Genomic DNA, 26,437 nt, shown 5'->3' on the forward strand with positions numbered 1-26,437 from the left:
TCGGCTACCGGCCACGCGGCGTCCACCGCCCCGAGCCCTTCACCTCCGTCGCTCGCCGTTGAATGACGCTGATCGGCTCCGCGGGGTGCGTGCGTGGGGAGCCCCGCCCCTTTGGATGAGGGGCACCCTCATCTGATGGGACCGTGCATGAGGGGACACTTCATCCGAGAGGTTCGCGTGAGGGGCGCCCTCACCCAGCGGTGGTCTGTGTGAGGGTGCCCTTCATCCACATGAGGTCGTGCGTCGAGGATCAGTTGCGAGGCGTGACGTTGATTCCGCTCCCCGCCGGAACCGGAACGACGCTGACCTTGCCATCCTCGACCGCCTTGTAGAGCACGTACGCATCCGGGCCGAGGACCTTCACGAGTTCGCGGATCGACTCCAGTTCGGTGCGTACGGTCTCGTTCCGTTGCTTCTGTGCGTTGTTCTGCGCGACGGCCTCCTGTTCGGCAGTCAATGCCGAGCGGATGTTCTCCGGAGGCACCGGTGCCTGCAGGGTAAGGACCGCGTTGCCACATGGGCCGGCGCCGGCGTACGACGGCTGGCAGAAGAAGTCGGCTCCGGCCTGATCCTTGATGAACTCCGAGGCCAGCATGCCTACCTCGTCCTCCCCGTTCTCCTTGACCGCGGGATCAGAGTAGAGCTCCTTGTAGCCGTACTTCTTCGACACCGCGTCCATTGCCTTGTCGAGCGGCTGCTTGAGATAGACGTTGAGCATGTTGCGCCAACCGTCGGCGGTCTGCCCACCTTCCATCCAGGACTGGAACTTGATGCCGATCCGTTCGTGGAACTGTCGCAGCGTCCTGCAGTCGGTGTTGAGCGCGAAGGTCGCGACACCAGTCACCGTCATCGTCACATTGTCGTTCGTGACAACGCTGATCGGCGGCCCGTCCGACCCCTCAGTTCCACTGAAGTCGTACGTACGTTGACCAAACGGGTAGGTGAAGTGCAGGTCGCGTGGTCCATCCCAGTTACGGGTACTGGGACCGACGCAACTTTCGAACTCTGTGTTGGACAATGGACCGGCGTCATAGGTGAGTCCGGCTTCGTCCGGCTGAGTGTTGATGCTGGTGCATCCATTGAGTGCGATGACGGCGCCAAGTGTTGCCGCGACGGTCAGGGCCAGGACCGCGGACTTCCTCATCCACGCAGCTCCTTCTTCTCATAGGTACGGATCTCGTCGATGATGATGGTGCTGAGGTTGGGGTCCAACTCGCGCTGGTCCCAGGCGATGTCCTTCAACCTGTCGACGAGCCCGCGCAGCGCGGCGTTCTCGCGGCGTAGGCGTTCGGCAGTGATGATGGCCGCGGCTCCCAGGCCGAGCACGAGGACGAAGACGACCAGCACCAACGGCATGATGGCGGCACCCATGAGCTCACCCCGGAAAGTGCGGAAACGTGGCCGAGGTTCCCCGCGCCGAAAGGCGAGGGACCTCGGACAAGTGTGTACTATCGCGCGCCGACTGTGCTGCCGGCTCCGCCACTTCCTGTTCGCGTGAGGGGCGCCCTCAGCCAATCGGGTCGGGCGTCGCTCTCTCGGCGCCGAGCCGCTTTGTGTTCATGGTCGCGGTCGGCTTCTCGTTCGCTCCGCGGGTCGCTCGTTCCTCGCGGACCACTACGCTCACTCGGCGCCGAGCCGCTCCGTGTTCATGGTCGCGGTCGGCTTCTCGTTCGCTCCGCGGGTCGCTCGTTCCTCGCGGACCACTACGCTCACTCGGCGCCGAGCCGCTCCGTCAACCCGTCGAGCTCGCCCCACAGCGTCGCGGGGAGCCGGTCGCCGAACTTCTCGAACCACTCGGTGATCTGCGGCAGCTCCGCCCGCCACTCCTCGCCGTCCACGCGGAGCAGCGCCTCGATCGCGTCGGCGTCGAGGTCGAGCCCGTCGACATCGAGCGCATCTGGCGCCGGCACCCAGCCGACCGGTGTCTCGGCGGCCTCCGCTCGGCCCTCGATACGTTCGATGACCCATTTCAGGACGCGGCTGTTCTCGCCGAAGCCCGGCCACAGGAACGATCCGTCGGCATCGCGGCGGAACCAGTTCACGTAGAAGATCTTCGGCAGCTTGTCCGCATCGTGCTGCTTGCCGACGTCGATCCAGTGCTGGAAGTAGTCGCCGCCGTTGTAACCCATGAACGGCAGCATCGCCATAGGATCGCGGCGTACAACGCCGACCTGACCCTCCGCGGCAGCCGTCGTTTCCGACGACAGCGTGGCGCCCATGAAGACTCCGTGCGTCCAGTCGCGGGACTGCGTGACGAGTGGGATGGTCGTCGCGCGCCGGCCGCCGAAGATGATGGCGGACAGGGGTACGCCGCGCGGATCGTCGTACTCATCCGCGAGGATCGGGCACTGCTTGATCGGTGTGCAGAAACGGCTGTTGGGATGGCTGGACGGCTCCGGCTTCCGCGCGCCCTCCGACCCTTGCTCCCGATTCCGCGTTGACCGCTGGCCCTCGTCACCCTCGGAGCCCTGTGGCGGCCAGGGCCGGCCCTTCCAGTCGGTCAGGTGGGCGGGTGGCTCCTCGGAGTATCCTTCCCACCAGACGTCGCCGTCGCCGGTGAGGGCCACGTTGGTGAAGAGCGAGTTGCCGCGTTCGATCGTCCGCATGGCATGGGGATTGGTCTTCCAGCCCGTACCAGGCGCGACGCCGAAGAAGCCGAACTCGGGATTCTGGGCGTACAACCGGCCGTCGTCACCGAACCGCATCCAGGCGATGTCGTCCCCGAGGGTCTCGACCTTCCAACCCGGGACGGTGGGTTCGAGCATGGCGAGGTTCGTCTTGCCGCAGGCGCTGGGGAACGCGGCGGCGACGTAGTGGACGCGCCCCTCCGGCGAAGTCAGCTTGAGGATGAGCATGTGCTCGGCGAGCCAGCCCTCGTCGCGCGCGATGGCGCTCGCGATCCGTAGCGAGTAGCACTTCTTACCGAGCAGTGAGTTGCCGCCGTAGCCGGATCCGTACGACCAGATCTCCCGGGTTTCAGGGAAGTGCGAGATGTACTTGGTCTCGTTGCACGGCCACGGAACGTCTTCCTCGCCCGGCTCGAGGGGTGCTCCGACCGAATGCAGGCAGGGGACGAAGCTCTGCTCGGAGTCTTCGTCGAGCCTGTCAAGGACGGCTTGCCCCATGCGGGTCATGATCCGCATCGAGGCGACGACATAGGCGGAGTCGGTGATCTCGATGCCGAACAACGGGTTCTCGGCGTCGAGCGAGCCCATACAGAACGGGATGACGTACATCGTCCGGCCGCGCATGGAGCCGCGGAAGAGGTCGGTCATCGTGCGTTTCATCTCCGCCGGGTCCATCCAGTTGTTGGTCGGACCGGCGTCGGCTTCGTTGTCGGTGCAGATGAAGGTGCGCTTCTCGACTCGGGCCACGTCGCTTGGGTCCGTACGCGCCCAGAACGAGTTCGGCTTCTTGTCGGGATTGAGGCGTACGAGAGTTCCTGCGTCGACCAACTGGTCGGTGAGCAGGGTCCATTCCTCGTCCGAGCCGTCACACCAGTACACCCGGTCGGGTTGGCACACAGTCGCGACCTGTTGGACCCAGGTGCGCAGTCGGGCATGTCGGGTAGGGACCGTCCCGGGGCTTTCGCCGCGTGGGCTGATCACATGGCCGCTCGGTGTGGTGGTTGTGGACATGCAGTAACGCTAGGTGGGCATGGCTCCATCGCGGGGTCCGTGCAGGGCGGTACGACGAAATGGGAAAGCCCTGTCCGACCAATTCTTACGAATTGTCTGAAAGTTCTTGCGGGATTCTGCCGAGCACTGTCGAGATCATGCACAAGGCGGCCTGTCCGGTCCGGACCAGCCCATACCTAAGACCGGCCTGCGCCGAATTGAGTCGTTACTGCATGACACCTCAGCGCCCGGCGAGTTTTCCTACGACCGGTGCCAGCTGGTCCATGAACGTCGCGTTCACCGAGATGTAGGAGATGCCGAGTGCTTCACGGCGCCGGAGCAACGTGTCGACCATGTCGTCTGTCGAACCGCGAAGGAGTGCGATCGAGCCCTTCTCCGCCAGCTCGCGCGGATCGGTGCCGCCCAGCATCGGGCGCATCCAGTCGGGCAGGTCGTTGCCCACCGCGGCGATGTTCATGCTGAGCTCCAGGCGCGGGAACCGGTCGCCGGCGATGTCGCGGAGCTCGCCGACCTTCGCCGCCAGGTCGTACTCCGTTCCCTCCGGGCCGACGCCGACACCGATGATGTCGGCCTCCTCGGCCGCGAGCCGGAGCAGCCGCCGCCCCTGACCAGCCACGAGAATCGGCGGTCGGGGCTGCTGGACCGGTCGGAGCTGGCCGGGACCTGTGCTCGTGCTGGCCGTGGCCCTGCGCAAGGTCTCCTTGACGGTACGGATGGTGTCGGCGAGATGGGTGACCCGCTCGCCAGGCGTACCCCACCGGATTCCCAGACGTTCGGCTTCGGTTTCGGCGCCGGGGCGGCCGGCGCCGAGGCCGAGCTCGAACCGGCCGTTCGTCAGCATGTCGATGGTCATCGTGTTCAGGGCGGTTGCGGTGGGCGCGTGGAGCGGTGTGTTGAGGACGAACGTGCCGAACCGCAGGGTGTCCGTCGCGGCTGCCGCGGCGGCGATCGCGGGGAACGGCGAGAACGTCCGGAGCGTGTCGGGAGTGAGCAACGTGTCGTAGCCCAGGTCCTCGGCCCGGCGCGCCATGGTCGTCCAGTCGTGGGCGGTCGGCGCGAGTGCGGACACGATGCCGAAGCGGAACGGTCGTACGGTCATCAGAAGCTCCTTGCTCACCGGGGATGCGAACTCGAGGTCCCAGAATCGCCGCCAGCTGGCGGTGACGGCGTCCACTGGTGAGCGTGATCTCCACTGCCGCCCGAGACGTAGCTCGAGCGCACTGCGTACGCGCGGGAACGTACATGCCGGCTCGCCGCGCGCAGGTCTCCGGTGCTCTCCCGCGGCCTGCGGGCCGGGTGGCTGTCGGCGGTCCACCACCCGTCCGGTGATCATGATCGTGATCGTGAAGGTTCTGGGGCGCTATTTCCCCGTTGCGCTTCATGATCCCGACTCGCTTCATGATCATGGAGAGGTTGCCGCTGTCGTTTGCCGTTGCCGTGTCGCCGGGCCGCCGTGGTACGGGTCAAGCCGCTGGACCTGTCGAGCTGCCCGGAACTCCTGCGACACGTGGGGGTTCGGGCCCGTGATCATGAAGGCGTTCCGAACCGTGAAGCCTTACGGGGGATAGACACCCAACGGCTTCATGATCACGATCATGATCACGGGGAGGGTGGGATCAGGACGCCGGGGTTGAGGATTCCGTGCGGGTCGAGCGTCGCCTTGAGACCCGCAAGGACGACGACACCGACGCGCCCGACCTCGGCGGTGAGATAGGGCGCATGCGTACGACCGATCGCGTGGTGGTGGCTGATCGTGCCGCCGGATGCCGAGATCGCTTCACTGGCAGCGGTCTTGGCCGCATCCCACTGGGCGAGTGCGGACTCCGCGTCGGGAAGCTGCCGCGCCAGCACGGTGAAGTACAACGACGCGCCGGTGGGATAGACATGCGACACGTGCGCCATCACGATCGGCGGCGTACCAAGACCTGTGAGGCTCTCCCGCAGTGCATCGGTCACCGCGCGGTAGAGGCGCGGCAATCCTGACCAGCTCGTCGCCGTCTCCACCGTCTCGACCAGGACCCCCGCGTCCATCAGCGCGTCACGCAGGCGTGGACCGTCGAACCTGTGGTGCCGCCACGACTCACCGGCCCGGGCACCGAGCGAGGACGCCTCAGCCTTGCGGAGTACGGGAAGGATCACCCGGCGCCGGTGGTGGACCGAGTCGTGGTCCCCTTCCCAGCCGAGTACGCAGAACGCCGGGCGGCGGACCCCCCGCACCCGGGACACGAACCCCGCCACTCGTCCCGCGGAACCCTGCGACGCCAGGGCGGTCTCGGTTTCGTCCTCGTCGGACAGGCGTACGACATCGGGGACTTCACCGTCCTGCACCATCGTCCGGATCGCTTCGAGGCCGCGGTCGAACGCGGGGAACGCCCAGATCTCGTACCGCCGCTCGGTGGGCGCGGGCCGTACCCGCAACGTCAGCTCGGTCAGGACGCCCAGGGTGCCTTCGGACCCGGTGAAGAGCGCGCGAAGGTCCGGCCCGGCCGCGTTCGGCGTGCCCGTGCCGAGCCTGAGGGAACCGACCGGCGTCGCCACCCGCAGCCCCACCACCAGTGCATCGATCCGTCCGTACCCTGTCGACGCCTGCCCGGCGGACCGGGTGGCGACGAATCCGCCGAGCGTGCCGCGCGGGAAGCTCTGGGGGACGTGGCCGAGGGTGAGTCCGTGCTCGCCGAGCAGCTCCTCCGCGCGTGGACCGCTCACTCCGGGCTGGAACGTCGCCGTCAGCGACACGTCGTCGAGCGCGAGCAGCTGGTCCATCCGGGACAGGTCGAGCGTGACGACCGCCCGGTGCCCACCGCGGTCGGGTTCGACACCGCCGACGACGCTGGTGCCGCCGCCATAGGGGACGACGGCGACGTCGAGCTCGCCCGCCCTGTCGAGGACCGCGGCAACCTCGTCGTGCCCGCCCGGGCGGATCACCGCGTCGGGAAGCGTGACCTGATGACCAGACCGCCGCCGCAGCAGATCGGAGTACGACTGGCCGCCGGCATGGGCGAGCCGCGCCTCCTCCTCGCCCAGGACGTACGCCGGTCCCACAATTCCTGCGAACGCATCGGCCGCGTCGGCAGGCAATGCCGACTCCGGCACCGCAACGGCCGAGACCGGTACCGGCGGCGTCGGGGTCAGCTCGCCGAGCCGTTCGCGGAGCCACACTAGGTTCCGGCTCGACGGTACGACATCATCGTCTGGTTCGGACCACCGTGCGAACGGGCGCGGCCCGAGTCCCGCACGCGCAAGCTCGTCCATGGGGAGAGCGTGACATATGGCACACGATGATCACCCGGGTAGCGCGAAGGTCGGTGCAACTTCCTCCGAAGGTGATCAGGCTGGGTCCGATGCCGGGCAGATTCTCGCCGAGCACGACGAGGAACGCCCCGGCCGCCAGCTCTCCGGCCCGGTCGCGATCGCCATCACGGCACTGTGTGCGCTGGTCAGTGTCTTCGTCCTCTGGACGGTGTTCCTCCCGCTGGCGAAGGGGACGCAGTACTACCTGACGATCTTCCTCGCGGTCGTACTGCCATTGACGTTCCTGTGCTATCGGTCCGGCTTGCGCCTGAGCGTGGGCCGCCTCAACCGCCGGAGCGAAGTCCCCGCCGCGTCCGTTGACCGCGACAACCCGGCTGCTCTCGACTGGGTGCTCGCCGTCGTCTCCCTGGTGGTGGCGTTGTACCCGCTTCTTGCGTACGACAGTTTTCTCGAACGCCGGCAGATTCCCACCACGCTCGATCTCGTCGCGGGTCTTGTCCTCCTGGTGCTCATCCTGGAGGCGACCCGGCGTACGACCGGGTGGTGGCTGCCCGCGATCTGTCTCGGTTTCTTCGCGTACGCCTACTACGGCGCCTACCTGCCGATCGACTGGTCGCTGGCCCATGTGGGCTTCAACATCGACGAGATCGTGCCGCAGCTGTTCATGGGCACGAGCGGGTTCTACGGCACACCGCTGTCCGTCGCCGCCACGTACATCGTGCTGTTCACGATCTACGGCGCGGTCCTCGACATGTCGGGGGCGGGGAAGTTCTTCATCGACCTGTCGTTCGCGGCGTTCTCCGGTCGGCGCGGAAAAGGGGGGTCGGGTACGGCACCCGGCCGCACGGTCACCCTCGCGGGATTCCTGCTCGGCACGGTCTCCGGATCGGGTACGGCGACCGCGGTCAGTCTCGGCACGGTGTCGTGGCCGATCCTGCGCCGCGCCGGTTACCCGAGAGAACAGGGCGGCGGGATCCTGGCGGCGGCCGGCATCGGCGCGATCCTCTCACCGCCCACGCTGGGCGCGGCGGCGTTCATCATCGCCGAACTGCTGCGGACGAGCTATCTCACCGTGCTCATCTACGCGATCATCCCGACGATCCTCTACTACGTCGGCATCATTCTCGCGATCGAGATCGACGCCCGGAAGCACGGCGCGAAAGCCGTCGAGATCTCCACCGCGTCACCGTGGCGGCTGCTGGGGCGTTTCGGCTACCACTTCCTGTCGCTGTTTCTCATCGTGGCGTTCATGGCGGCGAACATCCCGCCGTTCAAGGCCGTGGTGTACGCGACGATCCTGCAGTTCGGCTGCTCGTTCCTCGACCGTACCCATGCGATGACGCCGCGCCGGCTCCTCGAGGCGCTGGCGACCGGCACCCGCAGCGTGCTCCCCGTCACCGCGGTGTGCGCCGCAGCCGGCATCATCGTCGCCGTCGTCACCCTCACCGGCCTCGGCCTCAACCTCGCGGCGATCATCGTCGACGGCGCGCAGGTGGTCGGCGACCATCCGACGCTTGTCCTGCTGCTCACGGCCCTGTTCGCCGCCGTGGCGGTCGCCGTGATCGGTCTCGCCGTCCCGGTCACCGCGTCGTTCATCATCGCGTCCGTCATCATCACGCCGGCGCTGCTGGAGTTGGGCGTGACCCGGCCCGAGGCGTACATGTTCGTCTTCTACTACGCGGTCCTCTCCGAAGTGAGCCCACCGACGGCACTGGCGGCAGTGGCGTCGGCCGCGATCACCGGCGGGAACCCGGTGCGTACGATGTGGGCGAGCTGGAAGTACGCACTACCGGCGTTCCTTGTGCCGTTCGCGTTCGTCCTCAGCGACAACGGGTCGAACCTGCTGTCCCAGGGCCCGTTGCTCGGCGTGGTCTGGGCCACGCTCGTGTCGGTACTGGCCGTCGCGGCCCTCGCGGCGGCGACGGGCGGTTGGATCGTCGGACCGGCGCGTGCGTACGAACGGATTCTTGCGTTCGGCGCCGCGCTCCTGCTTCTGTATCTCGAACCGCTCACCATCGGCGTCGGTGGCGCGCTCCTCGGTGTCGCTGTCGCCGTCCACCTCATCCGCCGGCGGCTGGCGTCGCCGGTGCCTGATCCGCAAGGGGGCATGTGATGACCAAGGGCGCACAACGGCGCTCACCCGGCCGAGACCGACGACCGCACCACCGTCGTACGCTGCTACTTCGGCTGGGAGTCGCCGCGCTCGCGGGCGCGTTGGCGTTCAGCGGCTGTGGCGGCAAGCGCACCGACACCGAGACCGGTGGCGGCGGTGCCGGCGAGAGCGGTTCGACCGGCGGGCGTCTCACCATCGCGACCGGCAACACGACCGGCGTCTACTACCAGCTCGGTGGCGGTCTGGCCCGGCTGATCGACCAGAACCTCGAGGGTTACAAGGCGACCGCGAGCGAGACCGGTGCGTCGGTGCAGAACATCCAGGGCGTCGTGGCCGGTACGTACGACGTCGCGTTCTCCCTCTCCGACACGGCGCAGGACGCGGTCGAGGGCACGGACTCCTTCAGCGAGCCGCAGCCGGTGGAGGCGCTGGCCCGCCTCTACCCCAACTACACCCACGTGCTGGTACGCACCGACGCGGGCATCGACTCGATCGCCGACATGAAGGGCAAGCGGGTCTCGACCGGCTCGCCGAAGTCCGGCACCGAGGTCATCGCCCACCGGCTGCTCGAGGATGCCGGTCTCGACCCGGCGAGCGACATCAAGGCGCAGCGCCTCGGTCTGCCGGAGACGCAGGACGGCATGAAGGACGGGGCGATCGACGCGATGTTCTGGTCCGGCGGACTGCCGACCAGCGGTGTCACCGACCTCACGACGTCCTTGGGCGACAAGGTCGAACTCCTCGACCTCTCCTCCTCGCTCACCGGGCTGCAGGAGGAGTACGGATCGATCTACGAGGCAGGGTCCATCCCGGCCGATACCTACGGTCAGGCCGCCGACGTGCCGACCATCGTCGTTCCCAACGTGCTCGTCGTGAAGAAGGGCTTCGACCCGGAGCTGGCCGGCAAGCTGGTGAAGCTGATCTTCGACGAGCGGGCGGCGTTGGAGAAGGTCAACCCGGCCGCCGCCGACATCACGCTGGAGCTGGCGCGCAAGACCGACCCGATTCCGCTGAACGAAGGAGCCTCGAAGGCACTCGACGACCTCGGAGCGAAGTAGGCCTCGGCCATCGGGGTAGGACGGCAAAGAACGGCAGCCGTCTTGCTGGTTGATCAACGGTCCCGCATGCGGACCCGGCGAGCGCTCGCCGGCCGGATTCGGGACCGTTGATCACTTCTGGGTGAGGGCGAATGAGCGTACGCGGCAGAATTCGGCGGGGGATCCCGCTTCGGCGGATGCCTCGTGCCGCCTGGTCGGCGCAGGAACCTACCTGGCGGGAGGCCCGACCCGGGCTCATCGAGGCGGCGCTCAAACGCGCCCAGGCGCGACCGTCCGGCAACTGGTACGTCGTCGCGTCGAGCCGGGAGGTCCGGCGCGACCGGCCGTTCGGGCGTACCGTCGCCGGCGTCGAACTCGTCCTGTGGCGCGGGAGTGACGGCGCTCTGCACGCCGGTCCCGGCGCGTGCCCGCACCTCGGTGCACCGCTCTGTCTGGCCGCGGTCGACGCGGGGCGTCTGGTGTGCCGTTGGCACGGGTTGGCGCTCGGTTCGGGCGGCTTCCCCGGGTGGGACCCGTTTCCGGCGTACGACGACGGCGTGCTGGCGTGGGTGCGGCTCGACGAGGTGGGTGGGGAGGAGCCGCTGGCGGAGCCGGTCCTTCCGCGGCGGCCGGCGCTCGGGCGGAGTATCGCCGCCGTCGCGACGATGACCGGGCGGTGCGAGCCCGAGGACGTGGTGGCGAACCGGCTCGACCCGTGGCATGGCGCGTGGTTCCATCCGTACTCCTTCGCGCACCTGAGGGTGCTCGACACGCCGGTCGATCCGGGTCCGGGTTCGGGTCCGGGTTCGGGCGAGGGTGAGGACCGGCTCGTGGTGGAGGTGACCTTCCGGGTGGCGGGGCGGCTCGGCGTACCGGTGCGGGTGGAGTTCAGCTGCCCTGAACCGCGGACGGTCGTCATGCACATCGTCGACGGCGAAGGTGCGACGAGTGTGGTCGAGACCCACGCCACGCCCCTGGGGTCGGATGCGCTGGCGCGGCCGGTGACGGCGGTGATCGAAGCGACGATCGCCTACTCCGACCGACCCGGGTTCGCGCTCGCCCGCCGCGGCGGGTCGGCGCTCCGTCCGCTGATGCGGGCCGCCGCCAGACGGTTGTGGAAGGACGATCTCGCGTACGCCGAACGCCGCTACGCGCTCCGCACCAGTGGCCGCTTCCCCGGCTGACGGGGTGGGCGCCCGACGCGCTTTGCGTTCCCCGGCCGCGGCCCTGCCCTCGGTGGTCGACGTGGCCGCCGGGGTCGACGTGGCCGCCGGGGTCGACGTGGTCGCCGCTGTCGACGGCTAGGGCGCGAAGTGGGCGGCCAGGGCCCGGAACGCGCGCCAGCGCCCGGCATTGGGGACGCTCCACACCGGATGGGTCGGCCGACCCCACGACGCCAGCAGCTGGTTGGCCGCGAGGAGGCCGCTCGTCGCCGCGCGTTCCATGAGGGCGACCGGTGCGTCGACGCGGACCAGGTCGCCGGCGAGGACCACGCCCGGATCGGGCGTCGTGACCGGAGGACGCCCGGCGAAGCCGCCTGGCGGAAACAGCGGGCAGTCGGCTCGGAGCTCGGTCCGTTCGTCCACCACGTCGACACCAGCCGTCTCGGGATACAGGCGATGCAGCTGCGCCAGCAGGTCACCCCGCAAGGTGGCCGGATCGGTGCCGGCTGGCACGGCGTACGCATGCAGCTCGACGACGGACCCGCCGGTGCGACGGGCCCACGCCCGTGCCTCGTCTTCGTACCGCTCCAGCACGCTGACGTTGTCCAGTGGCCCGAACCCGGCGGTGCCCAGGAATGCCGGCCGCTCGGGCGCGACCGGGCGGGCGAGCCACAGCCGGCTGACGAGGAACGGCGGGGCACTACGTTGGGCGGCGATCCGGTCCCGCCACGCCGCGTCCCCGAGGTCAGGGGAGGCGGCCACCACGTCCCGCAACCCGCCGACGTCGCACGCCAGCACCACGCCGTCGACCTCGGCGTCCTCGCCGCCAGTCGTGCGTACGACGAAATGCCCGTCATCGGGGCGCGCCACCTCATCCACGGCCGCACCGAGGCGCAGGTCGGCGCCAAGAGATGCGAGGTAGTCGGCCAGTGGATTCCAGATCGCCTGCGGAAACGGCCGCGCGGGCACATCGAACGGCAGCCCCTCGCTGGATCCGAGGAAGTAGAGGTGAAACATCGTCGCCAGCTCCGCGGCGGACAGCTGCCGCGGATCGGCGAAGAAGCTGCGGGAGAACACCGAGAACGCCAGGTCGCGGGCAGCCGGGGGAAAGCGGATCCGTTCGAGGAACGTCAGGGCGTCGATGCCGTCCAGGCGTTCGTAGATGTCGGGCACGCTCACATCCAGCAACGGCAGCGCCGCCCGGGCATTGACCCGGCTGAGGTCACGGAGCGAGAACGTCGGGCTGGTCAGCGCGAACGTGAGCGCGCTCCACGGCGGAACCCGCGGGAGTCGGACGAAACTGTCACGGGCGCCGCTGGCATGGACCAGGGGATAGTCGCGCAGCGGCACGAGGGAGCCGAGCCCGGGATCGACCCGGCGCAGGAGTGCGCGCAGGTTGTAGTACTGCCGGAAGAACGCATGGAATCCGCGGCTCATCGTCGCCGTACTTCCGTCGCGGAGCGTCGTCGGCCAGCCGGCAAGGCGCCCGCCGAGGTGGGGCTCGCGTTCGTACACGGTGATGGCGATCCCGCGCTCGGCCAGCGCGACGGCGGCCGTGACACCCGCGATGCCGCCGCCGACCACCGCGACCCGCGGGGTCTCGGAGGAGGCCGCGTGATCGCTCGGCGGCGGTGTGACGGGCAGGAGCCCCGCGCGGCGGTCGCGTCCGGGCCGCGTCGTGCCGTACCAGGTGCTTCCGCGGGAAGGACTCGCCCGACGGCGACCACTGGCGGTGGCGGTGGCGGTGGTGGTGGTGGTGGCGACGGCACCGGTGCGTGGCGCCACCGTCGTACCCGCCGGCCGGTGCGCCACGAACGTGTGCACGATCCCGCGCTGCCACCCCGACATCGGTTGGACGTGTACGCCGGTGAACCCCGCCCGCCGCAGGCGCGCCGACAGCGCACGTACGCCGTCGAAGTCGAGGACGCTCCGATGGAGGTACCGGTAGAGGGTCGCGTCACCGGACAGCAGGCGTCCCGCAGGAATGATGATGCCCGCGCAGACGGCGCGCCAGACCGCTCGACTGACGGCCGAGTCGGCGACGGAGTACTCGTGCACCGCGAGCCGCCCGCCCGGACGCAGGAGCGCGCGAATGTGTCGCAGGGTGGGATCCGGGTCGCGGAGATTGCGGACGAGGTACGCCGCGAACACGCCGTCGAACGGACCGCTCACCCCCGCGGCGTCGAGGTGCTCCGCCCGCGCATGGACGAACTCGACGGTCGGCGGCCAACTCTTGCACCGTGCCTGGTCGAGCATCCGTGCCGAGGTGTCGACAGCGACGATTTCGGCGTCCGGAACCACCTCCAGCAGGGCTGCGGTCGACGCGCCGGTTCCGCAGCCGAGGTCCAGCAGGCGCAGGCCCTTCCCCCTGTCCGCTGGGCTCCCGCTGTCGGCCGGACCGAGGTCGACGCAGAGCCGGCGCGCGGACCGCCGAAGCTGTACGTGATAGCCGGGGTTCAACCCCACCAACCGGTCGTACGCGGCAGCCCCGCGGTCGAACCCGTCCGCGACATCGAACCCATCCGGTCCTCGGTCGACCTCGTCCTGCCCCCGGTCGCCGCGCCCTGCGTCCCTTTTCCCGTGATCATGATCGTGATCATGAGGGTTTTGTGGCTCTATGGGCCCGTCAGCTTTCATGATCATGGAACATCTCTAGGCTCACCTGGACGAAGGCGACCCGCTCGCGCCCCTCGCGGGTGCTCCGCGGCGGGGCCTCCGTAGGCGTCGACGAAGGGGGAGGCGGACCGATCGACCGCTACCAGTACCTCCTGCTCATGGCCGCCTGCCTCGTCGTCACCCTCCCGCTGGAGTGGGTGCTCGGTGCCCGCGTCTACCGTCGGCCGCGACGGCTCGCGCTCGTTCTCGGTGTCGTGGTCGTGGTGTTCCTCGTCTGGGACGCCGTCGCGATCGCGCGCGGACATTGGCAGTTCAGCCCGCGCTACACCACCGGAGCGCTGATGCCGTTCGGCATCCCGGTCGAGGAGCTGGTGTTCTTCGTCGTCGTACCGCTGTGTGCCCTCCTGACCTACGAAGCCGTCGGCACGCTCCTCCGACACAGCCGACGCAGCGGACGCCCGGGGCGTGGCCCCCATGCCTGAGTACACCGTCGCGGCCGCACTCTCGGTCCCCGCCGTGGTCGCGCTCGAACTCCTGGTCCTACGGACCCACCTGTTCCGCCGGCCGGCGTACTGGCTCACTGTCGTCATCGTTCTCGGCTTTCAGATCCTCGTCGACGGTTGGCTCACCAAGCTGAGCGCGCCCATCGTGGTGTACGCACCGCGCCAGGCAAGCGGGATCCGCTTCCCGTGGGACATCCCGGTGGAGGACTTCGCGTTCGGATTCAGCCTCATGACGCTCACGATTCTGCTGTGGGAGCGTCTCGCCCGCCGGTCTCAGAACGAGGATGTACGCCTGACGCCCCGGCGGTCCGCGTTCTCTCACCCGACGCCGAACCCGACCGGGACGCCGAACCTCCCGTCGACGCCGGCGAACCCGCCGCCACAGACGGAGGACGACGCAGCATCGACCGCACCGCCACCGCCGCCTTCTCCCGACCGGGAACCCGGACCCGCGTGCTGAAGACGTCGTACCCCGCGGCCTCGATCCGGTCCAGGATCCGCGAATACAAGATCCGCGCGGTGTGTACGCAGCGGGCCGAACGCCCTGGCAGCAAAGGGATCCCGGCGTCGGCCGACGCGTAGATCCGGCGGTTCCGCTCGATCTCGAACCGCATCAGCGCCCGCCATCGCGTACTCACCCGCCGTTCGCGCGGATCGACGCCGAACCGCGCGAGGTCCTCCTGTGGCACGTAGATCCGTCCCCGGTCGAGGTCCTCGCCGACGTCGCGCAGGAAGTTCGTGAGCTGAAAGGCGATGCCAAGGTCGCGGGCGGGGCCGAGTGCCTGTGTCGCGTCGTACGGGCGGAGTACCGGCAGCATCATCTCCCCGATGACCGCGGCGGAGCCGTCCATGTACCCCATCAGGTCGTCCCAGGTGTCGTACGCGGTCGTGTCGAGGTCCATCGCCATCGACCTGAGGAATCGTTCGAAACAGGTGGGGTCGATGCGCCGCCGCCGGGCGGTCTCGACGACGGCGGCGAGGACCGGATGATCCGATTCCCCGCGGGCGAGGTCGGCCCGGAACCTTGCGCCCAGCTCCGCCAGCGCCCGGCGCGTCTGCTCTGCGTCCGCGTCGCCGGCATCGTCGACGATGTCATCCGCGACCCGACAGAACGCATAGACGGCGTGGACGTCGCGTCGTTGCTGGGCGCTCAGGAGGCGGGCCGCCATCGCGTACGTCTTGCCGTGGTGGCGGGCGACGCGTCCACACAGACGGTACGACCGCCGCACCAGGTCGGCGCGTCTGCCATCCCCGTCGTCGCGGTCCGCCAGTACGTCGTGGTCCGCCAGTCCGTCGCCGTCTGCCAATCCGACGCGGTCCGCCGGCTCGTCGTCGTCCGCTGACCCGGCCGTCACAGCTCCTCCACCCGTTGCGCGGCGAGCCGACCCGAGATGAGCACCATCGGTACGCCGACACCGGGCACCGTGCTGCTTCCCGCGAACACCAGGCCGGGCATCCGCCGGTCGACGTTGGGCGGCCGGAAGGGCCCTGACTGGAAGAACGTGTGCGCGATCGAGAACGGCGTACCCATCGCCATGCCCTGCTGCGCCCAGTCCGTCGGATCCATCGTCTCCTCGACCACGACGTCGCTCGGATAGCCCCACCCGTCGACCAGCCGGGCGAGCCGGTCGCGGGCCTCCTGGCGTTCCGACGTCCAGTCCACGCGGCCGGTGAGATTCGGCACGGGTTCGAGAACGTAGAGCACCGACGAGTCCGGTGGCGCCAGACCGGGCTCGGTACGGCTCGGCACGGTGACCAGCACCGACGGGTCGGGCATCCGGCGTCCTCGCTTCAGCAGGGTCCGGAACGACTGCTGCCACTGCGTACCGAAATGGATGTTGTGATGGGCCGCCTCGCCCGGAGGCAGACCGCGCACGCCCGCGTGCCATACGAACGCCGAGGGCGAGTAGCGTGCCCGCCGTAGCGCCGGGGGTGTGCTGAGGTCGGGGAGCAGTGAGCGGTACGCGACGGGCATGTCGGCGTTCACCACGACGGCGTCGGCGGGGAGTTCGGTGCCGTCCGCGAGGCGTACACCCCGGACGCGGCCCGCGCTGTTGCGGAGCACCTGCTGCACCCGTGTGTCGTATCTGAACATCGCTCCGGCCTTCTCGGCCGCCTTCGCCAGTGCGACCGGCACGGCGCCGATGCCGCCCTCAGGAAAGTAGACCCCGCGGACCGTGTCCATGTACGTGATGATCGCGAAGACGGCGAGTGCCTCTTGCGGAGCGAGTCCGGCGTACATCGACTGGAAGCTGAACAACCGGACCAGGCGATCGTCGCGGAAGTAGCTGCTGACCGCCTGCTCCAGCTTGCGAAGCGCCCCGAGCCGGAACAGTCGCAGCGCCGGTCCTAGCGGGCGGGCCAGGTCGCCCACCTCGTCGTAGTTGCGGTCGATGAACGCCGGCATCTCCAGCCGGTACAGCGACTCCAGCCAGCGACAGAAGCGCGCGAAACCCGCCGCCTCGGCCGCGCCGCACTGCTCCCGGATCTCGGCCGCCATCGCCTCCTGCCCATGGCGTACGCGAATGGTGGACCCGTCGGCGAACGTCGCGCGGTACGAAGGGTCGAGCGGACGCAGTGTCAGCAGGTCCGACATCCGTGCCCCCGCCGCCTCGAACGTTGTTTCGAGCAGGTCGGGCATGGTGAGCACCGTCGGCCCGGTGTCGAACGTGAAGCCGTCCCTGGTGAGCCGCGCGGCGCGCCCGCCCGGACCGCTCGCCTGCTCCACCACCGTCACCCGATGGCCGGCACCGCTGAGGTGGCATGCGGCGGAGAGCCCGCCGAGTCCAGCGCCGACGATCACGACTCGGCGAAAGCCTCGGGTCAGCAGTGCGGTCACCGTGGCTCCTCTCCCGGGGACGCTCGCGTGCGTACGGCGCGGTGCGCTCCCGGCGGCAGTATGAGAATCCTGTCGCAAATGACACGTCGGTGCGTACTGTTTCGATCACTCTGTGGCACCGAACGCCTCTGATCTTCGTACATGCCCGCAAGATCGTGATCTGCACCCCCTCGTCCAGCTCGAGGCCGCGCCCGAACGTTGGAGCACTGCTTGGGGTGGTCTGAGGGTGGTGTCCGCGTCTGCGCGGAGCTGGGTCAGGTGATCCGGACTAACCTGATTCGGAACGCCGGTCGCCGACCTGTAGACTCGGCAACCGCCCAGCGCTCGTAGCTCAACGGATAGAGCATCTGACTACGGATCAGAAGGTTGGGGGTTCGAATCCCTCCGAGCGCGCCCTATCTCCGCAGGTCAGGGGGGTCGTCTTCCTAGGATGTGGGATGGGACCCTGCCGGGGACCGTCTCACAACTCGTTCTGGACTTGTTTTGCTGGGTCAAGCGAGCTTGTGGATCTTGGCGAGGGTTTCGGTGCCTCGCTTCAGGTCCTCATCGCTCGCGCGGACGTACTGGGAGCGACACTTACGCCGGACCCGAGCTTTTTACCGGTCCAACGGGTTCCTTGCCATTCGCGAGACCCAGCTGCCTGGACGGGATAGCGCCGCCCTACTTTGGCCCGCCCGCTCGTCTGATCCAGCGGGACGGAACGCGCGAACGACCGCCCCAGGGTCTACTCCAACCGAACAGAAGGAGTACATCCAAGTGTCCGCCAAAGCTACAAACGATCTCAACGGCGGCCTGCGCACCTGGATCGCCGCCCAGGATCCCGGCCGTACAGCCGTCGAACTCCGCGTCGACCATGGCCACTGAATCCGGAGCGAACTGTTCATCTCGACATGCGTACGTACGGAAGGACGCCGCGGTGAAGTAACCGTCTGGCCCGACGCGACCTCGTCGACGAGGTCCTTAAATACAACACGGCATCGACAACCGAGCTGGCCGTCCTGGACTATGCGACCGCTCTGGCCACCGACGAATACAACTGACGTCTAGTCCGGCAAGGTCGGGTGAATTCGCGCCGGCTTTGTGCCTTCGTTGCTCTACGGCCAGCCGCTGAGCGGCCTCGGAGCTGCATCGCCAGCGGTTTCTCCGCCCGCGACATCACCGTCGAGAGGTCGTCCTACACCGACGAAATCGGATTAGTTGCTGCCGGTCTCTAGGCATCGCCCTACTGCCGCAGAGGCTTCCCATCTCCTTGTGTCGGGAGTGACTTTCTTCCCAGTCGCTTCGCCCAAGCTAGCGTCTCGAGTCCTGCTCGCCATCAACCACAACGCTGAGGATCTCATCGCAATCGTTTCATCCAGCACAGTCGTCTCGCTTACGCGAAGCAGTAACGCACGTAGTTGTCGAAAGGATCGATTGCATCTCTTCGCTGATGGGGCGCATTGCCACGGCGCCCAGTCTGAGAATGTGAAGCCATCCGGATGCCTTCCAGAGTATGTAGTTGAATAGCGCCGAAAGTATCCACCGCGTGCGTCTTCTAGTCCGTTTCCGCCAACTCCAAGATCGCCTTGAACTAGCACAAACCGGCTGAGCAGATAGCCAACCCGTTGCCCACTGGCGAGCAGCTCCATCGCATGTTCGGCATCGACGTAGGGTGAAAGTACCAGAATGCCGATCTGCGGGAGTTCTCTGTGGATCGCTCTGGCCATGCAGTCTTAGATGTCGTGTGTGGGAGGCATCCGAATGTCGACAATGGCCAAGTCTGGGGCTTCTCGCGGACCAAGCGACGAGACTTGCGCCGGCGCCGATCAGTCTCACCACGCCGAATCCCGACCGGGTGAGCAAGCTTGCCACGCCCCCGCGGAGCAGGAGGTCATTGTCGTCGGCCAGCATCACATGCCCCCGGCTCGCAACGGACCGGTGCCGTCCCGCTTCGGGCGGTCCGGACCCTCCATGGTCATCCCGGCGGTCATCTCAGCCAAGCCTCGACGGCGAGCACACAGGGAGGCGGGGGTGGGGACCTTCATGGGGAGGGTTGGTGACCGCTGCGTTCGCCGCCGGGTCTGACGTCCCGGCCCTGAGTGCCCGTGCGTCGATCGCGTTCAGCGTACCGTCGGTCGACGGCACGGATACTCGGCTCGGCCCCGCCGCGCCACACGCGTACCGGTGGCAGCCATGATCGGCGGCATGACGGGTCGCATGATCGGTGCGACTGGCCTGCTCACGGCCATCGTCAGCATCGTCTTCGCCCTTCTCGTCGTCGCCGTCAGCGACATGCGCGAGTCGGCGGAGGTGCTGAGGCACTCTCGTGAGAGGCTCGCAGCAGCCAACCTAGTCGAGCGGGACATCATCGACCTCGAGACCGGCGTGCGAGGCTTCGTCATCACGCGTGAAGAGCGCTATCTCGAGCCGTGGGATGCCACCCGATTCCGCTTTCCTGCCGACGCATCGGAGCTGGTGCGCCTTGCCGACCAGCCTGGTCAGAGGAGCCGTGCACGTCGGGTCCTCGAGGCCGGTACGTCGTACATTCAGGGCTACGCGGCCCCGCTCGTGAGCGACGTGCGGCAAGGGGATGCGTCCGCGAGCAGCGTGGAGGCGACGGAGGAGGGGAGGCGGCGCGTCAACGCGCTCCGGCGCGAGCTCGACGGTTTCGCGGCGGTCGAGCGCGTCGCCATCACAGCAAGCCAGGAAAGAGCCGACGCCGATGCTCGGCAGGCGATCGTCGCGGCTTCGGTTGGCTTCGCCGGATCGATCGTGCTCGTCGTCCTTTTCGCGGGCTATCTGACCAGAGCGATCGTCGGCCCCGTCCGCAGGGTGGCCGCCATGGCAGGGAGGCTGGCTGGCGGTGACCTCAGCACCCGTATGTCCCAGACCGGTGTTGGGGAGATCGGCGCGCTCGAGCGTTCCTTCAACTCGATGGCCGAGTCGCTGCAGCGCAGCCGGGACGGACTCCGGCGGATCAACGACGAGCAGGCTGCGCTGCGGCGTGTGGCGACGATTGTCGCGCAGGGGAGGTCGCCGGATGAGGTGTTCGCCGCGGTCGCGAAGGAAGTCGGGCTGCTCCTGGGTGCCGAGGCCACGAGGCTCCTGCGCTTCGAGGCCGATGGCAGAGCCACTGTCATGAGCGGCTGGACACGGGAGGGCGATCCCGTGCCGGCCGGCGGACGCATCGCGATCGACGGGATTGTCGCCGCGATGGTGCGGCAGAGTGGACAGCCGGCGCGGAAGACGGAGCAGCTCAGGTGGGTCGCCGGATTTCTGCCGGGGCCGGGCCCCTACTCGGCGGTGGGCTCCCCGATCATGGTCGAGGGGAAGCTTTGGGGAGCGGCGACCGCCTTGTCGCCACACGACCGCCCGATGCCGCAGGGCGCGGACGTCCGGATGGGCGAGTTCACCGGACTGGTCGGCACCGCGATCGCCAACACTCAGGCGCGGGCCGAGCTGACTGCCTCCCGGGCGCGGATCGTCGCCGCCGCCGACCAGACGCGACGACAGATCGAGCGGGACCTGCATGACGGCATACAGCAGCGCCTCGTCTCGCTCACGATCAACCTTAGGGCTGTCGAGGCGAGCGTCCCGCCTGAGCTACCGGAGCTGCGCGCGGACATGGGCGAGGTCGTGGGAGGTCTGATTGGTGCGCTGGAGGATCTTCGGGAGACCTCACGTGGCATTCACCCAGCGATCCTGTCCGAGGGTGGCTTGGGGCCCGCACTCAAGACGCTGGCCCGTCGGTCCACCATTCCGGTGGAGCTCGACGTGGAGATCGCGCACCGGCTCTCCGAGCCGGTGGAGGCGGCGGCGTACTACGTGGCGGCCGAGGCTCTCGCGAATGCTGCAAAGCATGCCCACGCGTCGGTCGCCCGCGTCGAGGCCGGCATCCGGGACGGTCGATTGCATATGTCGGTGCGGGACGACGGTGTTGGCGGCGCCGATCCGGTTCGTGGATCGGGCCTGATCGGGTTGACAGACCGGGTTGAGGCCATGGGAGGCTCGCTCGAGATCATCAGCCCTTCGCGACAAGGCACGCTCCTGCAGGTCGAGCTGCCCGTCGAGATCGACTAACCCCTGGGGCTACTCTTCGGAGCCCCAGGACTCCGGACTTCTGACCCACATTGTGTATTTAAGGCGAGTCGGCCGAACCGCGTTGCCGCGTTGGTGCCTTCGAGCGAGCAGGTGCTATGCCGCTGGCAGCACGCCCTCACCTCAGATCGCGGCCTGCGCTGACGCTTAGCGCCGCGGAGTCCGAAAGACTTTCAGGAGAGGCGACCGCGTGCGTGCGGGTGGGCGCTGGAGTCGATCCCGACTCGAGTGCATACGCGTCTTCGGCGGCGCCCGCATCGTATCTACCAACCGGGCCGCTTCCTGCTATCGAAAGCGTGAACTTCCGGCTCGCGTGTGCCCGTCGAATCCCACGTCTCCGGCTAGGCAATGCAAGCGGAAGGAAACACCGAAGGCACCTGAACCAACGCTGAACTTCCCGAACTTTGGCCGAAGAAGCCAGGCCAACTACGGCTGTTAGGATCCAGTTCAAGGAGCCTTGAGATGGTAAGGCTGGTAACGATTACTCCCATTCTGCGCTGGTTTAACGGGCTTCGGCCAAGCCTGGTGGGTGTGGCTGCATTAACCGGCTTCGTCGCGTTGCTCTATCCGTACGAAATGGTGCTTCACCTCCGAGTGCTCTATGTGCTGGTTAGCATGCTGATCGCCGGAGTGTGGGCCACCGCGCTCGCGACGGCTATGCTCGAAATTCTATGACTCGACGGAAGATGGCCTAGTTTGGCGCGACAGTTCCGTCGTCGAGGTCTGCGCAGAGAAAGAATCCTGCAATGTAAAAAGGCGGAGGACCAATGATCAGGACGAAGGCGATCTGCGCCGGGAGTGCTGTACTCGCGCTCCTCGTCGCGCTCGTGCTGTCCGGTTGTGGGTCGAGTGACGCCTCGGAGGGTAATACAGCGGGTGGCCGGACGCACATGACGTGGTTCATGTGGTCGGGTTCGGATGAGGAGGTGATGGCGTGGAAGGTCGTCAGTGACATGGTCACAGCGACGCATCCGGACATCACGCTGACGTTCCAGACGACGAGCTGGAGTGATTACTGGACCAAGTTCCCGGCGCAAGTCGATCGGGGCAATGCTCCATGCATCTTGGGAATGCAAAGCATGCGGAACCCGCAGTTCGGCAATCGGCTGCGACCGTTGGACTCGATGCTGGCCTCGAACGATGTCGAGTTGTCACAGTTCGACAAGTCGATCGTGGACGGTCTGAAGGTCAACGGCACGCAGGTCGCGGTGCCGTATGACTTTGGTCCGCGTATCATGTTCTACAACAAGACGGCGTTCGCCAAGGCTGGTTTGGCCGAACCGAAGCCTGGTTGGACGATGGATGAGTTCCTGGCTGATGCGAAGAAGCTCACCAGCGGATCGCAGTACGGGTTTGCCGCCTATCCGTACCTTGACTTTGTGGTCCCCTTCACTAGGTCGCTCAACGGCGCGCTACCGGTCAGTGACAGGGGCCAGTTGCAGTTGACGGATCCGAGGTTCAGGCAGGCCCTTCAGTGGTACGCCGGGCTTGTACAGAAGGAGAAGGTCGCCCCAGCGGTCCCGCCAACGAGCGACCTGACGTGGCCGTTCAGCCAGTTCGTCGCCGGTAGGGCCGCCATGGTGGTCACCGGTCCGTGGGACCTCATCAACGCGAAGAGGCTGGCGAGGTTCGACATAGGCATCGCGCCGATTCCAGCTGGTGCCAATGGTTCGAAAAGCGTAACCGCCGGCTCCGGGTTCGGGATCTCGGCCAACTGCAAGACGCCGGACAAGGCGATGCAGGCGATCTCCGTCATCACCGGTCCCGAGGCGCAGCAGTACCTCGCCGAGCAGGGCCGTGCGTTCCCGGCCCGCAAGGCGCAGCAGGAGTTCTGGTACAGGAACGCCGTTCCTGGCGCCAAGAAGAGCATGGACGCGGCGGTGCGGAGTTCGGTCCCGTACGCCACGACAAAGTCGTGGAACAAGGTCAATCAGTTGTTCACAAAGTACGGCGTGCCGGCGACTAACGGCCAGGTGCCGGTGGATCAGTTCCTCAACACGGTGCAACAGCAGGCTGGGGCGCGGTAGTTAGCGGGGATGCGCACAGAAGGACAGCCGGGGATCTTGAGGATATGGCCGGCAATGCCTCCTCGTCGATGACAGCGCCCGCTCCCTCAAAGCAGGTCGCAGCGAAAATGGCCAACCCAAGATCGACCCTTTCTGGGATTCTATTGGCTGTCCTCCTGGGTGCTTTCCAAAAAAGTGATCACGGCACGTATCCGCCGGTGATCATCACCTGTATCCGGAAGCTGTAGTTTCGTCATGATGTGTTGAATGTGCTTTTCGACCGTCCCCTCGGTCACCCATAACTTGTGGGCGATGCCGAGGTTGGACCGCCCTTCAGCCGCGAGCGCGAGCACCTCGCGCTCGCGGCTGCTCAGCTGTTCCAGGGGATCGTGTCGGCGGCGCACTGCAAGGAGTTCTTGCACCAGTACGGGATCGACAACTGTGCCGTCTCGACATATCCGATCGAGCGCTTCGAGGAATTCTGCTAAGCCGGCGACGCGATTTTTCAGCAGATATCCGATTCGGCGTCCTTCCGCTAGGAGCTCACGGGCGTGCTCAACTTCGACGTATGCGGATAGCACCAGAATCCCTATATTAGGGAACTCCTTGCGGATTGTGCGGGCCGCCGCAAGTCCTTCTGTGGTGTTGCTGGGCGGCATCCGAATGTCGACGATGACCAGATCGGGTATGGATTCGCGGACCTTGGCCATGAGCTGCTCGGCATCGGCGGCAAGCCCGACGACGTCGAAGCCGGACCGGAGGAGCAGGCTGGCAATTCCTTCGCGTACAAGCAGATCGTCGTCGGCGACCACCACGCGGCCCTTGGACGCCGGAAAAGGATTTTTCCCCGAGTCATCGATCAGCTCGGGCCTGCCGTTCATCAGTCCAGCCTAGCGGCGCCCCACTGCGACCTGCGCTACCCAGGCGGTGCGCCGGTGTCCTGCGCTCGTCCACGAGCTCGTCACGTTCCGACGCCGCAACGAGGTGTTGGCCTGGCTCAGCACGCCGTACTCCCGCCATGTTCGGGATTGTCAGGGAGTCGCTGACGTTTCCGGAAAAACGGCTGAGCCGGGCATCGGTAGCGTATTCGGACGGCCGACGCCCGACGTATGCGCGTTCGCGAACGATGATTACGCCGGGGCGGGCGTCGGGGCTGCTATGCGTGGCCGTCACCGCTGACGAGACCGTGGATGGCATGAGCCGAGAGGTCTGACTTATCTAGGTATCCACGGGCTCGACTGGCGGCGATGAGCTCCCCGAAGTCATCGGCGTGAGTCGAGACCAAGATGATCTCCGGCCGCTCTGCGGGTGGCGCTTGCGTCCGCTTGCGCTCGTCGAGGCGGCGGGCGAGTTCGAAGCCACTCTCGTCGCCGAGGTTGATGTCGACCAGCACGACGTCCGGCTGGAGCTCTTCGGTGCACCGGAGAGCATCGACGATCGTCGACGCAACGCCGACGACGGCGATGCCTTCGCGTTCGAGCAGGGTTCGCGCGGACGCGAGGAACTGCGCGCTGTCGTCGACAACGAGGCAACGCAGGGACGGCATGACTCCAGGATTGCAACCACGTAATCCGTGTGCATTCCCGCTAACCCGAACGTTTGTGGGTTGGCCCGGTGACACGAGGCCTTGACGGTATCGCAAACCGGCATCTTCGCCGGTTTGTGGACAAAGCACCGCGGATAATAAGTCGTGGCCCGATCGCTGCTGACCGGCCCACGGCGTCCGTGGGGATCTCCACCGGACGTTGATCATGACCCTGGGTAGGCCATGGCTAAACGGACATTGTTTCGGGTCTAGTGCGTACGGATCCGCGGCTTCGACATTGATGGATCCGAGGGTGACCTGGGGGACGTCCCTGGCGCCCACTCTAGGCGGGCTCATGTTGGCGAACGTCGGGCGTCGCGAATGTTGGCCCCACCCTGGTTCGGATCTTCGCGTCCGATGTTGTCGGCGGTTGTCTGCTCAGGCGCCGGTCGAGGGCAGGGACCGCGTTCGAGGATTTCGGCGAGGAGCCCGGCGGTGGCGGTGAGATGTTTCTGGTCCCAGGTCCGTATGTTCCACCCCAGGTGGGTGAAGCCGATCTGCAGCTCGTAGCAGTGGTGGCGTACGGCGGCGTCGACGAGGGCGCTCTCGTCGGCTCGTAGGCCTGGGTCCTGGAGCAGTCCGGACAGCGGGTCGGTGGCGGCGATCCCCGGGTAGAACACGGGCCCCCAGACACTGCACCAGGCGGCGTCGTAGAGGAAGTCACCGCGTAGCGAATTCTTCCAGGAAAGCACCGCTTGAATCCGGCGACAGTCCGGACTCACCAGCACGTTGCCGTGCAGGAGATCACCGTGGATGAGATCGCGGCGCTCGGGGCAGGCCGCGATCAGCGTCCTCACCCGGTCGCAGACCGCTGCGGACAGGGCCGCGAGCTTCGGGTCGGCGTCCAGGGCGGCGCGCCATCCGTGCACCCGGTTCCCCGGATCGTCCACCAGCCTGGCGAGGACAAGGTCGCGCCAACTGCGGGCCGGCGCGCCTGCCGGGTGCCACATCACCGGGGTACCGGGGGATGCGGGTACCCGGTAAAGCGCGACGAGCAGGCGGGTGAGGGTGGGAGCGACGGCATCGGCGCGCTCGACCGGCGTCTCCTCCAGGAACCGCCCGTGATGACGTACCGAGATGGCGTAGGCCTGCCCGGTCGGTGTGGTCCCCACCTCCCTGACCTGCGGTACCGGCAGATCCGGTCCGCTGAAGGCCATAGCCATCCGGTCGGCTTCGTACCAGGAACGTTCACGGCCGAAGCGGATCACCAACTCTTCGCCGCCCGCTCGGTAGGCCCATGCCGATGACCACGCTCCGCCGGTGAGGGGCTCCAGGTCGCTGGGAGTGCCGCCGGAGTGCTGGGCGAGGAATGCAGCGACCTCTTCGTGCCTGGGATGTTGCATCCCGCCAGTATCCGCCCAGGTCGTCCGCGGGGGCCCATTGACGGGTCGCTTGGCGCGCCAACCATGAGCCACAGGCGCCGACGCGGATCGGACGTGCGACCGTCCGCAGCTCCTGCATGGGCGCTGGCTTCGCGGGACGCTTTGCTCACGGCGTTGCTCACAGTGGGTCAGTCGCGACCCGATAGGGAACGTGCAGAGTTCCTGCGGTGCTCAGACATACGAGGACCGCCGTCGTCTCTCGTTCCGTCCGTGAGATCCCTGTCCG

The 26,437-nt window shown here is 67.4% G+C and carries 19 protein-coding genes, 1 tRNA gene and 1 pseudogene; 9 read left to right on the plus strand and 12 right to left on the minus strand.

The genetic code is table 11. From position 1 onward, the window contains the following. Positions 1–250: 250 nt before the first annotated feature. From ABNF93_RS28125 to ABNF93_RS28145, 5 genes are all read right to left on the minus strand, one after another. On the minus strand, positions 251–1,144 hold the full coding sequence (locus ABNF93_RS28125) for an SPFH domain-containing protein (RefSeq protein WP_349331226.1): 894 nt from the start codon (positions 1,142–1,144) through the stop codon (positions 251–253). Further along, complete coding sequence (locus tag ABNF93_RS28130) at positions 1,141–1,371, minus strand: hypothetical protein (protein ID WP_349331227.1); 231 nt, start codon at positions 1,369–1,371, stop codon at positions 1,141–1,143. The genes ABNF93_RS28125 and ABNF93_RS28130 overlap by 4 nt, the downstream gene beginning before the upstream one ends. A 338-nt stretch (positions 1,372–1,709) precedes the next feature. Then, positions 1,710–3,638 (minus strand): phosphoenolpyruvate carboxykinase (GTP), encoded by a 1,929-nt coding sequence (locus ABNF93_RS28135; RefSeq protein ID WP_349331228.1) that lies wholly within the window; start codon positions 3,636–3,638, stop codon positions 1,710–1,712. Between the two features lie 220 nt (positions 3,639–3,858). Further along, positions 3,859–4,971, minus strand: a complete 1,113-nt coding sequence (locus ABNF93_RS28140; RefSeq protein WP_349331229.1) for a TIGR03621 family F420-dependent LLM class oxidoreductase — start codon at positions 4,969–4,971, stop codon at positions 3,859–3,861. Positions 4,972–5,237: 266 nt separating this feature from the next. Further along, a complete protein-coding gene (locus ABNF93_RS28145) occupies positions 5,238–6,890 on the minus strand; it encodes an FAD-binding oxidoreductase (protein ID WP_349331230.1) in 1,653 nt (550 codons plus the stop codon). A gap of 16 nt (positions 6,891–6,906) precedes the next feature. Here ABNF93_RS28145 and ABNF93_RS28150 point away from each other — a divergent pair, with 16 nt between their 5' ends. The 3 genes from ABNF93_RS28150 to ABNF93_RS28160 all read left to right on the plus strand — a co-directional run bounded on the left by ABNF93_RS28150 (position 6,907) and on the right by ABNF93_RS28160 (position 11,224). Then, positions 6,907–9,003 (plus strand): TRAP transporter permease, encoded by a 2,097-nt coding sequence (locus tag ABNF93_RS28150; protein WP_349331231.1) that lies wholly within the window; start codon positions 6,907–6,909, stop codon positions 9,001–9,003. After that, positions 9,003–10,061, plus strand: a complete 1,059-nt coding sequence (locus ABNF93_RS28155; RefSeq protein WP_349331232.1) for a TAXI family TRAP transporter solute-binding subunit — start codon at positions 9,003–9,005, stop codon at positions 10,059–10,061. Before ABNF93_RS28150 ends, ABNF93_RS28155 begins: the two co-directional genes overlap by 1 nt. Positions 10,062–10,237: 176 nt before the next feature. Continuing rightward, entirely contained in the window at positions 10,238–11,224 is a 987-nt protein-coding gene (locus tag ABNF93_RS28160) for a DUF5914 domain-containing protein (RefSeq protein WP_349331233.1), read from the plus strand. 117 nt (positions 11,225–11,341) lie between these two features. Here ABNF93_RS28160 and ABNF93_RS28165 read toward each other — a convergent pair whose 3' ends face one another. After that, complete coding sequence (locus ABNF93_RS28165; RefSeq protein ID WP_349331234.1) at positions 11,342–13,669, minus strand: FAD-dependent oxidoreductase; 2,328 nt, start codon at positions 13,667–13,669, stop codon at positions 11,342–11,344. Continuing rightward, on the minus strand, positions 13,660–13,791 hold the full coding sequence (locus tag ABNF93_RS28170; protein ID WP_349331235.1) for a hypothetical protein: 132 nt from the start codon (positions 13,789–13,791) through the stop codon (positions 13,660–13,662). The genes ABNF93_RS28165 and ABNF93_RS28170 overlap by 10 nt, the downstream gene beginning before the upstream one ends. 108 nt (positions 13,792–13,899) lie before the next feature. Here ABNF93_RS28170 and ABNF93_RS28175 point away from each other — a divergent pair, with 108 nt between their 5' ends. Together ABNF93_RS28175 and ABNF93_RS28180 are read left to right on the plus strand one after the other, a co-directional pair. Further along, positions 13,900–14,301 carry a lycopene cyclase domain-containing protein gene (locus ABNF93_RS28175; RefSeq protein WP_349331236.1) on the plus strand — a complete coding sequence of 134 codons (402 nt, stop codon included), beginning with the start codon at positions 13,900–13,902 and terminating at the stop codon, positions 14,299–14,301. Beyond that, positions 14,294–14,521: pseudogene (locus ABNF93_RS28180) on the plus strand (lycopene cyclase domain-containing protein); the annotation flags it as partial. The gene ABNF93_RS28175 and the pseudogene ABNF93_RS28180, both read left to right, overlap by 8 nt. Before the next feature lie 37 nt (positions 14,522–14,558). On the opposite strand, the gene ABNF93_RS28185 reads toward ABNF93_RS28180, so the two are convergent. Beyond that, the gene (locus ABNF93_RS28185; RefSeq protein WP_349331237.1) at positions 14,559–15,677 is read right to left on the minus strand and encodes a phytoene/squalene synthase family protein; all 1,119 of its coding nucleotides are present in this window, start codon (positions 15,675–15,677) and stop codon (positions 14,559–14,561) included. Beyond that, positions 15,674–17,161, minus strand: a complete 1,488-nt coding sequence (locus ABNF93_RS28190) for a phytoene desaturase family protein (protein ID WP_349331238.1) — start codon at positions 17,159–17,161, stop codon at positions 15,674–15,676. Before ABNF93_RS28190 ends, ABNF93_RS28185 begins: the two co-directional genes overlap by 4 nt. A gap of 320 nt (positions 17,162–17,481) precedes the next feature. Between ABNF93_RS28190 and ABNF93_RS28195 the strand changes: the two genes are divergently transcribed. The 4 genes from ABNF93_RS28195 (at position 17,482) to ABNF93_RS28210 (ending at position 23,265) form a co-directional block, all read left to right on the plus strand. Next, positions 17,482–17,554 (plus strand) — tRNA-Arg (locus ABNF93_RS28195). Positions 17,555–19,345: 1,791 nt separating this feature from the next. Beyond that, positions 19,346–21,220, plus strand: a complete 1,875-nt coding sequence (locus tag ABNF93_RS28200) for a CHASE3 domain-containing protein (RefSeq protein WP_349331239.1) — start codon at positions 19,346–19,348, stop codon at positions 21,218–21,220. A 480-nt stretch (positions 21,221–21,700) separates the two neighbouring features. Next, complete coding sequence (locus ABNF93_RS28205) at positions 21,701–21,913, plus strand: hypothetical protein (protein WP_349331240.1); 213 nt, start codon at positions 21,701–21,703, stop codon at positions 21,911–21,913. Between the two features lie 92 nt (positions 21,914–22,005). Further along, on the plus strand, positions 22,006–23,265 hold the full coding sequence (locus ABNF93_RS28210; protein WP_349331241.1) for an ABC transporter substrate-binding protein: 1,260 nt from the start codon (positions 22,006–22,008) through the stop codon (positions 23,263–23,265). A 140-nt stretch (positions 23,266–23,405) separates the two neighbouring features. Here ABNF93_RS28210 and ABNF93_RS28215 read toward each other — a convergent pair whose 3' ends face one another. The 3 genes from ABNF93_RS28215 to ABNF93_RS28225 form a co-directional block, all read right to left on the minus strand. Further along, entirely contained in the window at positions 23,406–24,125 is a 720-nt protein-coding gene (locus tag ABNF93_RS28215) for a response regulator transcription factor (RefSeq protein ID WP_349331242.1), read from the minus strand. 275 nt (positions 24,126–24,400) lie between these two features. Then, positions 24,401–24,790, minus strand: coding sequence for a LytR/AlgR family response regulator transcription factor (locus tag ABNF93_RS28220; RefSeq protein ID WP_349331243.1), 390 nt, complete (start codon positions 24,788–24,790; stop codon positions 24,401–24,403). Between the two features lie 332 nt (positions 24,791–25,122). Next, positions 25,123–26,172 (minus strand): phosphotransferase family protein, encoded by a 1,050-nt coding sequence (locus ABNF93_RS28225; RefSeq protein WP_349331244.1) that lies wholly within the window; start codon positions 26,170–26,172, stop codon positions 25,123–25,125. Between the last annotated feature and the right edge of the window lie 265 nt (positions 26,173–26,437).

It is taken from the genome of Actinopolymorpha sp. B9G3 (genome assembly GCF_040120725.1).
In the GTDB taxonomy this organism is placed as follows: domain Bacteria; phylum Actinomycetota; class Actinomycetes; order Propionibacteriales; family Actinopolymorphaceae; genus Thermasporomyces.